The following is a 13,808-nucleotide window of genomic DNA, read 5'->3' as shown; positions in this document are numbered from 1 at the left end:
ACGAAGGCGTCTTGGTACGCGTAGTTGATGCTGTCGTCGATTCGGCCGATCTCGGCTATGGCGAATGGTCCGTGGCCGATACTTCAGGAATCGTCAGGTTAGACGATGTAATGGCTTACTATTACACCCCTGCCGATGGTGATAGTCTGGAAGAGGTTGTGGGCGTTCTCGACTACAGCTTCGATAATTTCAAGATCCTGCCACGCTTGGCGAATGACGTCGTAGAACTTGGCAATACGCGAATTCAGCGCATTCAGCAAGTCCTATACAGTGATCTCATAAAAGCTGGCACGGATGAGGAGTCGGATTTTTCCTATATGACTGGGGATACGGTAAGCATCGAAGGGATCGTCACCATGCCTACGGGTCTCAGCTATGCTGGTGCCGGTATTAAGTTCATCTATCAGGATGTTAACGGCGGACCGTGGAGCTCCATTCTTTCGTACGATCCCGACAGCACGGCATTCCCTGTGCTCTATGAAGGGGATCACGTGCGGGCGACGGGATACATCGCTGAGTATTCCACAGGTCCAGCCAACATGACTGAACTGTTCATTACGGAGCCCATCGAAATCCTGGACACCGGTCTGGACACACCGCCCGTTGAGGTGGTGGAAACCGGTGACCTCCGGTGGCCCACAGAGGCTGAACAGTGGGGCACGGTGATTGTCCGCGTGAAGGGAGCGACGGTAACCAACAACGATCTTTCTTACGGTGAATGGGCTGTGGATGACGGCTCTGGTTCCGTGAGGATCGATGACGATTCGGGCGAGATCGCGGCATGGCAAGAAGAAAACGGCAGACCGCCTGTTGGTACACTCGTGGATTCCATCCAAGGTTGGGTCTACCACCACTACGGCAGCAACAGCGATTCCACGGCTTATAAGCTGGAGCCGCTCTATCCTGCAGATATCGTCATCAGCGGCGGCCCTCCCGCCATCAAGGACTACAGCCGGTCACCTTGCGTGCCAAAACCGGATTCCACCGTGACAGTCACGGTGTCCATTAGCGATAACTCGACTATTACATCGGCAGAGATCTACTACGCTGTCGATGCAGGTTCGTATCAGTCAGTGGCCATGACGAACACGTCCGGTACCACCTACACAGGCACCATCCCCGCCACGAGCACGGATGGGGCGAGGGTCCACTATTACGTGAAGGCAACCGATGATGGCGATGGCCAAAACTCGGCCATGTCCGCGACCCTCCCCAGTGATACAGCGGTGCAACAGTACAGCTATGTTACCAAGACGGGCAATCTGACCATTTACGACCTTCAGTACACCAAATGGTCGGGAGGTGATTCTCCTTTCGCCGGATGCGCAGTGACCGTTGCAGGCATTGTCACTGCTGATACAGCTCAGAACAACGCCGGGTACGGCGGCTACGCCATGCAGGCGACGAGCGCGCCGTGGAACGGAATCATCTTCAACTACGATGGCACTGAAGTCCTCTCACGAGGGGACAGCATCAGCGTCACCGGCACAGTTGAGGAGTATAACCCCTCCTATCACTTCAAGTACGACAACAACACCATGATCGAAGCGACGGAAGTGACAAAGGTTTCAACCGGGGGCAGCATCACATCACTGCTCGTGAAGAGCGCCGATCTTTCGCAGGACGCCGATGAGGTTGAGTCTTACGAAGGTGTGGTCGTCACCGTGGAAGATCCCATGGTCGTCTCCATCAACTCGTATGACTGGTCCATCTGGGATGAGACCGAGGGTCTCTGCCTCATGGATGATGATATGGCAACCCCTGCCGGGGACGCCGAACTCGAGGCGTTGAAGCAGTTCCAGCAGGTGGACTATGTGGCTGGTGTTTTCAACTTCAGCTTCGGCACCTACAAGATCCAGGTAAGAGATGAAGCAGATCTTGGCGTGGTGACAGCCGATGTTGAAAAGGACATCACACCGTACACCTACAAGCTGTACCAGAACTTCCCCAACCCGTTCAACCCGTCCACACGGATCCGGTTCGAGATTGCGGAACGCCAACAGGTCGATGTCGTGATCTACGACATCCGTGGTTTCAAGGTTCGGACGCTGTCAAAAAAGACGTTCGATCCCGGATTTCATGTGATCAACTGGGATGGTACGGATGATCTCGGTCAGCTTGTGAGCTCAGGCGTTTACATGTACCGAGTTAAGGCTGGCGATTTCATCGATCATAAGAAGATGACGCTGGTCAGATAAAGTAAGTTGTGTGGGGCTCCGGTTCACCGGGGCCCCGCATTTACTATGTAACTTGAGAAAACTCTCGCCGATTCTAGCAGTCGCGGTTCTTACACTGAGTTGCGATCTCTGGGAGTACGCCGATCCATCGGCACCCATTTCAAACCGTGCACCCGAAACATACCTCACACTGATAGCGGGGGAGACGCTCTATGCCCGCATCGGGTCAGTGGAAGAGAAAACAGATCCCGTCACCGGCGAAAGCTATCTCGATACTGCCTGGGTCTATTCTATGGATGAAGCGCCCGACCCGGACTATCTGTGGGACACCCTCGGCAACGCGTTTACAACCATAACCACGAGCAAACAGAACCTCAACTGGTGGGGTGAAGATTCAGACGGACACGTTATTGGGTATCAATACAAATGGAATGTGAATGACGGGTGGACATTCACCACGAAGGAGTCAGGTCTCTTCTTCCTGCCTCTCAAGACGGAGATGGATGTATTCACCTTTGAAGTGGTGGCCGTGGATAACGACAGCCTCACGGACTCAACGGCGGCCCGGTTGGTGATCCCCGTACGAAACTCGGCACCCCAGATCGGTTTCAGGTACAGGAGCAACCCGCTGGTGAACGATCCCGGCGATACCAATTTCACCTTCCCTACGCGGACGTTTGTCTGGGATATCGAAGACGAGGACGGCATCGAGACGGTGCCCGATGTTTTCTACGCTGTGGATGATACCTGTGCCACATGCTGGCACTGGCTGGACGCAGCGTTGAACTCCAGTGTAACGGTAACGAATCTTGAGGTCGGTGCCCACACCTTCTATGCGAAAGTGAGGGATATCGCCGGCGCCCAGAGTAACACCATCCGGTTCCCGGAGACTGATGATCTTACCACTCCCAACCACTGGGTTGTCATGCCTGTTGTGGGCGCCACACTTCTTGTGGACGATTTTCCTCAGGACCGATACAACCGCGCCCAGAAATGGTACAAGGGTATCCTCGACACACTGACTGAAAACGGCGAGTATTCGGTCTGGGAGATCGGCGATAAGCTCCCCTACTCCAATGCCGACATCAACGCCAACCTGAATTATTTCGATCATGTGATTTGGTACACCGCCTACACTGGATCCGAGACATACAACGAGGCAGGCGCAAACATCGCCAACTTCCTAGCCAACGGCGGCAACCTTTTCCTGAACACCGCCGAGCTGAAGGACACCACTCTCGCCTGGTTCCCCATCGATTCCACTTTTACCCTGAACCCTTCAGGGCGGATGCTGAAGGGGACCGAGCTCCACGCCCAGTGGGATTCATCGCTCGATCTCTCGCTCTCCAAACTGATCGCCATCCGCGTCCGGGGCTTTGAGACGGACACCACAAGAGCGCCATACCTCAGAAGCCTCTACCGACTTCAGGAGCCGGGAGTGACAGACGGCTGGCTCGGTACACCAAATGTCTGTGCGGTGAATCAGTTCAGGGTCAATTCAACCACCCTCTCAGGCAAGGCTGTTTTCATGACACTGCCTCTTCATAATGGTTCGGAACCGCTAATGGAAGGAACAGGCTCGGCGGCGAGATTCATCCGCTACCTGTTGAAGGAAGAGTTTCGGTTGTGAACCGGTGGTTGACACTACTTCTTTTGGTGGCGCTTCCACTCATAGGGCAAGAAAAAGGTTCTATAGAAGGCAGACTGTCTGACAGTGAAACAGGTGAGCCCCTCCCCGGCGTCAATGTTATCGTGAAGGGGACCTATTATGGCGCCGCTTCCGATGCTGATGGCTACTTCCGAATTACTAACGTTTCGACCGGCAGCTACGACATGGAAGTCTCCATGATCGGCTACAAGGTGATCCTGAGGACCGGTGTGAAGGTGAACGCTGGACGAACGACGACAGTCGATTTCCAGCTGGAGCAGACTGTCCTCGCGTTAGGCGAAGAGGTAGTGGTAGTTGGTAAGAAACCGCTCTTCGATGTGGACGAAACGGCCTCCATCACCAAGCTTTCCAGCGACGACCTTGAGAACAGGATTGTCAACAGTGTAGAAGATATTCTCGCTGAGCAGATCGGCGTCACGAAGGTGAATAACGAAATCCATATTCGCGGTGGACGGATTGATGAGACCCTTTATGTCATCGACGGACTCTCCATCAAGGACCCTCTCTCGGGCTACTCGGGAAACCTGTTCGTCAATGTCGAAAGTATCGAGAATTTGGAGATTATCACCGGAGGCTACGATGCCGAATACGGACAGGCCATGTCCGGCGTTGTCAACATCCGCTTGAAGGAGGGAAGGGACAAGTTTGAGGGGAGCATCAAATACCTGAGTGATCACTGGGGTGCGGCGCCCGGCGCCTTCGAGCACTTCAACAGCGACCGGTTCGAGATGAATCTCGGCGGCCCTTCACCTCTACTCGAACTTATGGCGCCGCGGCTGGGACTGGACCTTCCGGGGAAGTTCTCATTCTTTGCCAACGCCTATGGGAAGATCTCCGATTCACACCTGCCGGCGGCGAAGCAACTCTACCCTCACCGTAACTGGATTCCACCTTCTGGTCTGTCAACACAAAAAGCAGACGAATTCCTTGGAAGACTGGCCGCGCGCGAGAATAACGACTGGCATGCGCTCTACAAACTCTCCTGGCATCTGGACGAGGTGAAAAAACTATCAGCCTCCTACGATATTTCTCTGAACATCAATCAGGGCTTCTTTATGCCGAGAGCCTTCTCCACCACCTACTTTCCCTACGCATACAGCAAGATGCTTGACAACTACAACACCATCACCAGGGAATCGCGCCTCGCGAAGATCAACTGGACTCACACTCTGAGTCCACGGAGCTTCTACGAACTCACTATTGGACAATTCCTGACGCTGGAGCACAGCGCAGTTCAGGACCTCCACTGGACCGATTACCGAGAGCGCCTCGACATCGAGCCTGTCAATTACATCATCCGGGACAGGGACGGAAATGTACGCATCACGTATGGTGACGAATTCTACGATACGGGCTTTTCGCCGGAATGGTATGATCTCTCCAGCGACAACACGCGGCTCGATCTCGACTGGACCCACCAGACCCTGAGTAAGCACAAGATTAAGGGTGGCTTGGAGCTGACTTCCACTGAGATACAGGTGGTGGACATAGACGAACCATGGACGGGGACGACGGGTTTCGGCATCAACTATGACGCTTACCGCGCAAGAACTTTGTTCGGCGCATTCTACGTCCAAGACAGGATTGTTTTCGAAGGAATGACCGCAAATCTCGGGCTCCGTTACGATTATTGGTTCCCGGGGAAGTATGTGGAGGACGCCATAGCCGATCCTGACGCCATCACCGTCACCGATGAGGCGCGGGCCAGATTCAATGAGGAGACGTTCGAATTTCTGGGATATCGCGGTAAGGCGAGGCTTTCTCCCCGAGTCGGCATCTCTCACCCCGTAACTGACAACGATGTTCTCTACTTTTACTACGGCCACTTCTCTCAGCTCCCCACATTTCAGTACGTTTACGCGAAACTGAACACGACTGCCCCCTCCACCTATCAGGTTTTCGGGAATCCCAACCTGAGCCCGAAAACGACGGTACAGTATGAAATAGGGCTGAAGCACCGTTTCAGCGAAGATCAGGTCCTCGAAATGAAGGCATACTGGAAGGACATGTTCGACTACGAGACTTCTCAGAACATCACGCCTTCCAATCCGAAGTATGCCCACCTTCGGTTCCTCATGTATCTCAATGCGGACTATGCGAGAGCCCGTGGGATCGAGATCATTCTCAAGAGCCGTCTGCTGACAAACTGGTACGCCGATGTGAACTTCAACTATTCCATCGCCACGGGTAAAAGCTCAAACCCCGATGACAATCTTCTTGTCCAGGCCGGTCAGCTTCGGGAGAAACCGTTGGACGAAGTGTTTCTCAGGTGGGACAAACCATTCCAGACCTTCGCCAACATCTCGTACGATCATCCTTCAGGATGGGGGATGTCGTGGCGGTTCGAATTCGAGAGCGGGCGGCGGTACACACGATCCATCCCCGGCACACAGGAGTATCCCGACGGCCTCATCGAACTGGATGGTGTCACCTACTTCATAGGCACGGTGGAGGATGACAAGCCTTACTATTACCTCGCGAAAGATCCAGTCTCGAACGTGGATCTGAAGCTCTACAAGAAAATGTCCGTCGGCGGTGTCAATCTCCGGTGGGTGGCAGAAGTGGAGAATCTCTTTAATCAGCACATTCCCCGCCGGATTAATCCTTTCACCGGAAGGGAGTACAATCCTGGCGTCATCATTCCCTACAGCATGATCGAGGCGCCCAATCCCAATTTCGATCCTTCCCGCTTCCGGACCCCGCGAACGGCCATCATCGGATTTCAGGTGAAGTTCTGATGACGTTCAGCCTCAGAAGATTTCTCGTACTCACATTCTTCCCGTTGGCCCTTTTCGGACAACAGAACTTATTTCCGATCTTGGGAGGTCAGCGCGTGGGGACGTCGGTGTTCACGTTCCTAAAAATCGGCGCCAGTGCCCGCGCCGCAGGCATGGGAGAAGCAGTGGTGGCCCTGCACCAAGACGCATCTTCCCTTTTCTACAATCCTGCCGCTATCGGACAACTCTCCGGCACCCAACTCTCCGCCTCGCGAGTCCAGTGGCCGGCTGACGTCACATACGACTTTCTAGGGATCTCTCACCACCTGGCCGGAAGTCATTATCTCGGGCTTTCCGCCGGTATACTCCACATGGCGCCCATGAAGGAGACCACCGAGTACTTACCTTATGGCACGGGAAACTACTTCATCTTCCAGAATCAATTCATCGGGCTCAGCTACAGTGTGAAAATGTCCAACCGTTTCACTTTCGGTATAACGCTGAAGCATGTGGAGGAGAATCTGGCGGGGAATCGGATGCGGTCCATGCTCCTCGATATGGGCACCTTCTACTGGACAGGTTTCCGTACGCTACGCTTCTCGGCTGTCCTTTCCAACTTCGGGCCACAGGCCAAGCCTGAGGGAAGCTACAAGCGGTTTATCCTTGATCGCGAAACAGGCGATGAGGTGATCATCGATTCTGGATTTGAGTTGTTCTCACCACCGACCATTTTCCGGGTGGGGAGCGCCATGGAGGTTATCGAATCTCTGAACCATTCGCTCACTATTTCGCTTCAGCTCAACCACCCCGTGGATAACGCCGAGAACATCGTTGCCGGATTCGAGTACGTTCTGCTGAATTCACTGGCGCTTCGGGGAGGCTACAAATTCAATGTGGAAGAGGAAGACTTCTCTCTCGGCGCGGGGTTCTATGTTCCAGTAGGATCGGCGAGACTACAAATCGATTTTGCCTATACCAACCTGATTCACCTCTCCGACCCAACCCGTCTGAGTCTGGCGGTAGAGTTCTGATGAGAAGATTCATACTGACGGCTTTCGGAGGTTTCTTATTACTCACTTACGGTTGTATAGAGAAGATGCCTCTGCCCGCGATCATCAACGAAGATGTGGAGTTTGCCGCAGGCGACACCACCTATCTCCTGATGAATCCCATCTGGGATTCGAACTACGGATTCTCTTCTCCCGTCGAAATATCCATCGCGCTTGATGGCCACCTCTTCATCGCCGACTCGGCTGCGCGGACGGTCTTCGTCTTGAAGCAGGACGGTTCGATGCTCGAAGACTTCCATGACCTCCGGAGCCTGGAGGATCATTCGGGGGAGCCGTTCGCCCCCATCGATGTGGATGTGGATCAGAAAATGAATATTTTCATGATCGATGGCTCCCGCCGTGTCTACCGGTGGAATCAACTGTGGCAACAGAACGGCATCGAAGAGGTAATGGTGGGAGCGGTTTTTGTGAACGTCTCCTCCGGAGAGGAAGTGTCTGTCTCAGCGGGGACTGCCGAGTGGTACATTAAGCTCCATAGCGAGGAGTGGGGAATGAGCGACGAGGTGTGGTCGTCGGAACAGTCTCTGATCGACTCCCTTTCCAAACCGCACCTTTTCTTTGACGCCGGCGTGGAGCAGACTTCTGAGAAGGACATCTATTTCAACAGCGGTCAGTCACTCTACTCCGGCATTTCGTCAGCGGACGGCGATTACATCTATCTCACCGATGAAGCCCACGATCGAATCGTAAGGATTGATTTCCAGCAATCACAGCTGATTCACCTCACCACCGGTGAGGAGGTATGGACACACAGAGGCGTGTTTGGTCAAACGGTAGTAGGCTACGGAACTGGAGCCGGCACTGTGAACGCCCCTACCGCGGTCGATGTCGATTTCGCCGGAAATATTTATTACGCCCAATCGGGGGAATTCTTTTCCGTTCACAAGATTCGGCCGGTCTCTTCCGGCGGATACACCACCTATCCCTCGGTCTTCCAACAGGGCTCGAATGACATCATGGATCTCTGGCGGTTCTCGAAACCGGCCGATGTAGCGGTTGACCAAAAGCAGATGGTGTACGTTGCCAACACTGAGGCCGATGAAATTCAGATTTTCAAGTCCAACGGGGATTTCTTCAAGAAAGCGGGGATTGTGGAAGTGACGGTGGATACCACTATCTGGGTTTTCAGTGAAGGCGATTCGACCCTGGTGGACACGTTTCTAATCGTGGAAAGGCCTGGTATCCTGGCCACGCCTCGGGGCGTGGCTGTGGACGAACGGGGAATTATCTATGTCTGCGATACAGCAAATTCAAGGATCGTGAGATACCGACTCTCTAACTCCGTAGATGAAAACGTGACTCCGGACGAATAGCTACTTCAACAGGAGGAGCTTCCTCGTGACCCTCTCCTCTCCCGCGTCAAGCCGACAAAAATAAAGGCCACTAGGAAACTGAGACGCATCCCACATAACTTTGTGCTTACCAGCTACCATTCGACCATTCACCAGTACCGTAAGTTCCCCGCCACGTAAATCGTGAATCGAAATGCGTACATCAGCCCTCTGAGTTACATTAAATCGGATATGGGTGACGGCATTGAAGGGGTTGGGGTAATTCTGCAAAATCTCAAAATGGATCGGGAGCACTATCGGAGCTTGCACGGCGATGTTGACGTTGGCCTCACCGGGCGTCCCTTTGTCGCCAACACCATACGACTGAGTTGAGACGGTCCAATTGGTGCCCTCATTGTTGTCCGCTGTAGGATTCACGAGGGCCATGGATGCTCCAGTGGGATCTGGGAACGTCCACCCCTCGTATTCAACCCTGTCTACCTCCCCGCCTGAATTATCAAGAAGAATAACCTCATCATCGCTGTTGGCTAGCTTGAAATCGCCATAGGTGTACACATAATCGGGAGACAGGCCGCCATTGGAATTGCTTTCGCCGTTGGGCGCGAGAACCATGTACGCGTTCGCTTCAACTGCAACGTCGGACTCGCAAGTAACAGTGAATTCGTCGCTGTCGTCGTCCTTCACGGTCCATCCACAGAGATCAACTCTTGTGTCACCGGCGTTAAAGAGTTCAAACCATTCTCCGCTGGCATCGCTGACGGCCGAAGGGTTTTTCATGATCTCGTTAATGACAATCTTGTACTGGCTTGCCTCGGCGCCGATGAATTCCATATCTATTTTAACCGGGAGGTGGTCTGAAGCATCGTGGAGGGCGTTGGCAACCTCCGCCGAAACGACACCATTCGTCCCACTGTTGATGGCCTCATTACAGCATCGCGTACCGTCGTTTCCGAACGCCGAGTATGAATCCTCCTTATAATTGATGGAGGTGGCATTCAGAACCGCCTCAGATGTGAGGATGAAGTCAAACCGGTCATCCATACCGCCGTAAGATGCACGCGTCGCCTGCGTGTGGATGGCGGCGAAGGAAGAATTGTTGTGCCAAGCGCCAATCTGATCAATGGGATCGAACAGTCGGCCGTCGTTGTCATCCTGTGATTCCACCAGCCGCTGAAAACCGTCCTCATCCCCATCATAAACATTGTAGTCGCCCATGACGAGGAAGTGGGTCTCGGCATCGAGATCATTCAGATACAGGCGCAGCTTCGAGGCTTCCGATTCCCTGTCGGCGGCGTCGCTGTCGCTGGAGCCCGCTTTGAGATGTACACCGTAGAGCCTCACTTTTCGATCGGACGGAAGATGCTTCACCACAAACTCTACAGCGTCACGATGGCCCCAGTTTGATGTGGTGTTCACTACACCCGTTGAAACGACCTCATACCTGCCGCTCTTGAAGTAGAGGGCAATATCGATATCAGTATCTGGTTGATCCTTGAAGGAGGCCCCCTCCCAGTTTTCTCCAGTGTGGTTCAGAACATCCTCCAAAAACCGGGTGTAGCCAGTTTCGTTTTCCACCTCTTGAACAAGCAGCAAATCGGGTTCTGTTTCACCTATAACCATCCTCAGGTCATCCTCCCTGTCATTGTCGCTGTCACTCACACCACCGTAATTCCAGAGATTGTATGTCATGACCCGTACCGTATAACTTGTCTGGGCGGAAGCAGGCTGGAAAAAAATCAGGATTAGACAACCAGTGAAAGCAATATGAGGAAGGGTAAAATTCAAAATGAATTTACAAAAGCAAAATAACCACAATTTTGCGTAATATCACTCAAATACGCAGGTTAGGTGTCCTGCCATCTGCCGGAACCTAGTCTTATCATTGGATGATAAGGTCGCTATCCTTAGGGTAAAATTAACTTAACCTGCAACAGGTGAGGTATGCCCAGATTGTGAGACGCCACTTCAAAACCGTAAGCTATGGAGACAACACGGATCCGAAATGTGATCCCGCCTGCAATAGATGTCACCTCTTCTCCAATCCTCACACCGTAGGTTAAAGTAATATCCTTTACGCCCGTTTCACCACCCACTCTCAAAACTGTGCCATATGCATCTGAAGACTCGAAAGCTAAAGCTGCAACAGTTGAAATTGGCGATTCGTTCAAGATCGGTCTGAAGGCAAGACCGGCAGAGATGGTGGTTGGCAATGATGGGACAGTCTCTTTGAAAGCCTTCATCTGACCGCTATTTCGTAGGGTAGCACCGACCGTCAGCCGTCCGTCCAGAAGAGAAGCATTGACGCCCGCATCAAACGCCACACCGGAAGACGCATAAATGTAAGACTCCATCTGGAGCCACCGCACAGTACCGCCCCATCGAATCTTGTCATTTCCTTTTCCCCAGGCGGCCTCAACTGTAGTACCGGAAGTAGTGAAGTTGGCGATTGGATCATCAGTGGGTCGGGATGTTCTCAATTCCAGATCGCTGATGGTAAGTGAGCGTAGTCCTAGGCCAAGAGTGCCACCCAGAAAAGGGTGGGCCACCACAACAGAGTGGCCCCGAGCATCGGCCAGCCAGGCATTATATCCAAAATAAACTTCAGTAGCAGGGACTTCCTGAACCACTAAAGCAGGATTAAGCCTAAAAAGTGAAGGATCACCCCACAGGGCCATTCCCGCACCGCCCAATGCCAATTGACGAGGTGTGAAAGGTACATTAAGAAACGAGGTGCCAATCCCATTAAGAGGCATGGTGAGCAGGGCAAGGCTGATAACAGCTCGCCAGAGATAAACAGTTTTCATCAAAAAGTCAGGACGTAGGTGAAAACGTGTGTCAGCCCCTCTCCCCGACGTCCGAGGATGAAAGCGTAGTCCACGTATGCATCGTCCCGTTGGAGAAGTGTATAGTTGAGACCCAGGCCCACCGTGGGAGAAAAGTTGTTCATCCCGGCACGGACTGCCACCCGTTCAATAGGTCTGTATTCACCACCGGCACGAAGACGATGAGCCGAGACATGTTCCCCAACGCGGAAGTAGGTGTAGTCACCAATCACATCGATGGATCCCGGCCGATAGACAAAACCGGCGCGGACCTGAAGCGGGAACCGATCTTCGTAAGTGCTTCCCTTTTCTTCAAACACATCGCCTGTATTCCAGGCGTAAGCAGCATCCCAGTCCTGGATCACCAGTCCCATCTCAAAATTCTTGGATCGTCGGTAGAGGATCCCTGCATCAACGCCCGTCCCCTTACCACTTACTGTCCCTTCCATGGGAAGTGTCTGATAAAACATTTTCACATTCACACCAAGACTGAGTCCCGACACCAATTCATTGGCAAAACTAACGTAAACACCATACTCCTCTGTTGAGAAAGTTCCGGTCTGATGGCCAGCAGCATTCCGGCCGTCGATCTTGTCCACACCGGCATTGACGATACCGATTCCAAGGCCACCTGTGGGCGGCAATTTGGTTGAGAAAGAAGCTGAGACAAGGTAACGATCCAGCGGCAAAAAATGGTGCAGGACTGAGCCGCTCCTTTTATCCAAAAAAGCGACAGCGGCGGGGTTGTGATAACCGGGAAAACCGGGATCGATGGCAGCCGTAAAGCCACCGCCCATGGCCATGGAGTATGCAGTGGTGCCGAACCGGAGGAAGCTGCCGGCGTAACCGGCTATCCCTTCAGCTGAGACAGTTTGAAGCAATAGTATAAAAAGGGCAACTGTTAAACGTCCCTTCATTTCACCAACACCAGCTTCACCCAGTGGGAAGCATTATCGTAGAACAGATTACAAAAATATGTGCCATTAGCCACCAGATTCCCCGCTTCATCCCTGCCGTCCCACTTGAGGGCTCCTTGTCCCTCACCACGCTCGAGATTGATAGTTCGCACCTCTTCCATGGCAAAGCTGAGAACGGTCAGTTTGATAAGGTTTGATTTTTTCGCCTTGTAATAAAACCTCACATGACCATCACCATCCAGCTGGTTGTGGAGAGATGGTGAGAAGGGATTGGGATAAGCATAAGGTGTGTTGGAGGAAACATTGGACCTGTAGATCTGCCAGATAGATTCATTGGAACTGGGTGTATGTGACCGTGCCAGACCGTCCCCGGTCCCAATCCATAAAGCATCATCATAAAAGGGACGTTTGTCATGCAAAACAGCGTAGACATCGTTATCAATAATCTCATCACTTCGCGCCTTGTCTATAGCCGGTCTGTAAAGGGCAAAACTTTGACCGTCCTGGGTGCGCCAGAGACCGTTACGTGTAGCAATATAAACCAGGCTGTCTACGGCGAAAATGTTATAACCATATTCTCCCTTCAAAAGAGAGACCGTTTGCCATGTTTCACCGTCATTCTGGGTAAAACTGATCCCATTCTCTTCACCAGCCTGATCGGCCGCCCGGGTCACGGCCCAGATTGTGCGCAGGCCTTTCCATTCCTGTTTCTCAATAGCGATAACCCAGTTTCCAGACATTGAGGATACAGGAAATGAGTAGTGCTTCCAGTCTACACATCCAGAAGCGTCCATAATACCTCGGTTTATACCATTGGCAGTTCCCACCCAGACGGTGTCTCCATAACTAATGACTGAAAATGCCTTGTGGTTATGGCTCCCTTGAGGGGGATCACGGGGATTGAGCTGGTAACCGTCATACTGCTGACCGCAAAGAAAATCGGTCCTGTTGTCATCCGACAGAGGAACACGCTTCCAACCCCCCGTAATGTCACTCCGATTGAGCCGCCGAAGACCCCCTGCCCAGCTCGCAATCCAGTAATACCTGTCACCGATGGCTATGTCATAAGTCACATTGCTTTGGGGAACGGTGACAGGCAAGGCTGACATTGATTTCCCTCCCCAGCTGATGGTGCTGTCGCCTT

General features: G+C 52.8%; 9 protein-coding genes. 5 read left to right on the top strand and 4 right to left on the bottom strand.

Going from position 1 to position 13,808, the window contains the following annotated elements; all coding sequences use genetic code 11:
• Positions 1-11 precede the first annotated feature (11 nt).
• Genes EYO21_06860 through EYO21_06840 form a run of 5 tightly spaced genes read left to right on the top strand, consistent with a single transcriptional unit; the run spans position 12 to position 8,946 of the window.
• A complete protein-coding gene (locus tag EYO21_06860) occupies positions 12-2,198 on the top strand; it encodes a T9SS type A sorting domain-containing protein (GenBank protein ID HIB03524.1) in 2,187 nt (728 codons plus the stop codon).
• 52 nt (positions 2,199-2,250) lie between these two features.
• The gene (locus tag EYO21_06855; GenBank protein HIB03523.1) at positions 2,251-3,807 is read left to right on the top strand and encodes a hypothetical protein; all 1,557 of its coding nucleotides are present in this window, start codon (positions 2,251-2,253) and stop codon (positions 3,805-3,807) included.
• Positions 3,804-6,584: a TonB-dependent receptor gene (locus EYO21_06850; protein HIB03522.1), complete on the top strand. Its 2,781-nt coding sequence runs from the start codon at positions 3,804-3,806 to the stop codon at positions 6,582-6,584. Before EYO21_06855 ends, EYO21_06850 begins: the two co-directional genes overlap by 4 nt.
• The gene (locus EYO21_06845; GenBank protein ID HIB03521.1) at positions 6,584-7,594 is read left to right on the top strand and encodes a PorV/PorQ family protein; all 1,011 of its coding nucleotides are present in this window, start codon (positions 6,584-6,586) and stop codon (positions 7,592-7,594) included. The genes EYO21_06850 and EYO21_06845 overlap by 1 nt, the downstream gene beginning before the upstream one ends.
• Positions 7,594-8,946 carry a hypothetical protein gene (locus tag EYO21_06840; protein ID HIB03520.1) on the top strand — a complete coding sequence of 451 codons (1,353 nt, stop codon included), beginning with the start codon at positions 7,594-7,596 and terminating at the stop codon, positions 8,944-8,946. The genes EYO21_06845 and EYO21_06840 overlap by 1 nt, the downstream gene beginning before the upstream one ends.
• On the opposite strand, the gene EYO21_06835 is transcribed toward EYO21_06840, so the two are convergent.
• From EYO21_06835 to EYO21_06820, 4 genes are all read right to left on the bottom strand, one after another.
• Positions 8,947-10,614, bottom strand: coding sequence for a T9SS type A sorting domain-containing protein (locus tag EYO21_06835; protein HIB03519.1), 1,668 nt, complete (start codon positions 10,612-10,614; stop codon positions 8,947-8,949).
• Positions 10,615-10,829: 215 nt separating this feature from the next.
• On the bottom strand, positions 10,830-11,729 hold the full coding sequence (locus EYO21_06830; GenBank protein HIB03518.1) for a hypothetical protein: 900 nt from the start codon (positions 11,727-11,729) through the stop codon (positions 10,830-10,832).
• Positions 11,729-12,664 carry a hypothetical protein gene (locus EYO21_06825; GenBank protein ID HIB03517.1) on the bottom strand — a complete coding sequence of 312 codons (936 nt, stop codon included), beginning with the start codon at positions 12,662-12,664 and terminating at the stop codon, positions 11,729-11,731. The genes EYO21_06830 and EYO21_06825 overlap by 1 nt, the downstream gene beginning before the upstream one ends.
• Positions 12,661-13,773, bottom strand: a complete 1,113-nt coding sequence (locus EYO21_06820; protein ID HIB03516.1) for a hypothetical protein — start codon at positions 13,771-13,773, stop codon at positions 12,661-12,663. The genes EYO21_06825 and EYO21_06820 overlap by 4 nt, the downstream gene beginning before the upstream one ends.
• Positions 13,774-13,808: the final 35 nt, after the last annotated feature.

The sequence above is a fragment of the Candidatus Neomarinimicrobiota bacterium genome (assembly GCA_012964825.1).
Lineage (GTDB): Bacteria > Fidelibacterota > Marinisomatia > Marinisomatales > S15-B10 > UBA2125.
The sequence above is the reverse complement of the archived record's forward strand: the minus strand, read 5'-3'. Positions and strand labels throughout refer to the sequence as shown.